This is a genomic window from Bartonella sp. MR110HLJHH, assembly GCF_042194225.1.
Classification (GTDB): domain Bacteria; phylum Pseudomonadota; class Alphaproteobacteria; order Rhizobiales; family Rhizobiaceae; genus Bartonella; species Bartonella grahamii.
The window spans coordinates 1-554 of sequence record NZ_JBHIMQ010000112.1; the positions used below are offsets into that span (position 1 = coordinate 1).

1 pseudogene is annotated in these 554 nt (G+C 47.5%); it reads right to left on the reverse strand.

Annotation, left to right across the window (positions count from 1 at the left end):
- Positions 1-554, reverse strand: a pseudogene (locus tag ACFIKB_RS09650) (baseplate J/gp47 family protein); the annotation flags it as partial.

Sequence of the window (554 nt, forward strand, 5' to 3'; positions counted from 1 at the left end):
GTGCGTTATGTTCACATGGTGAACGCCCTCAACCATCAAGCGGCTTAGTATCCAACTTAAAGACAAATCACGCCCAAGCCTTTGCGCACGCGCCCATTCTGCTCTTAAATTCTGCTCCGCTCTTTCCAAAACAAAGGAGCCTTCATCCGGTAACAACCAAAAATCAGCAGAAACATTGATCATCCGCTGCACCGCGCTTTTCACAAAAATGTGGTCATTGGTCATTTTAACATGGGGGCATCAAGGGCTGCTTGTACCTTGGCAATCAAAGCTTCATCAGCCACCCCTGAAGGGGCGTCACTAAAAAGCGCAACATGAATAAGTGGACTTTTACCCTCACGATAAACAAAAGCATCTTTGACATGGATATCGCTTGAGAGGGCAAAATATTGAATGCGTGGCACTGTGCCACCTGTGGAATGTCCTTGTCTATTCAAGCGAATGCGGCGGCGCAAACGCTCATCATCTTCATCCAAAAGGCGCGTGACCCCATGAAAATCCCCCAAATGATCTAAACTTGTTCCACGCGCAAATGTGAGTAAATTATCCCGCGC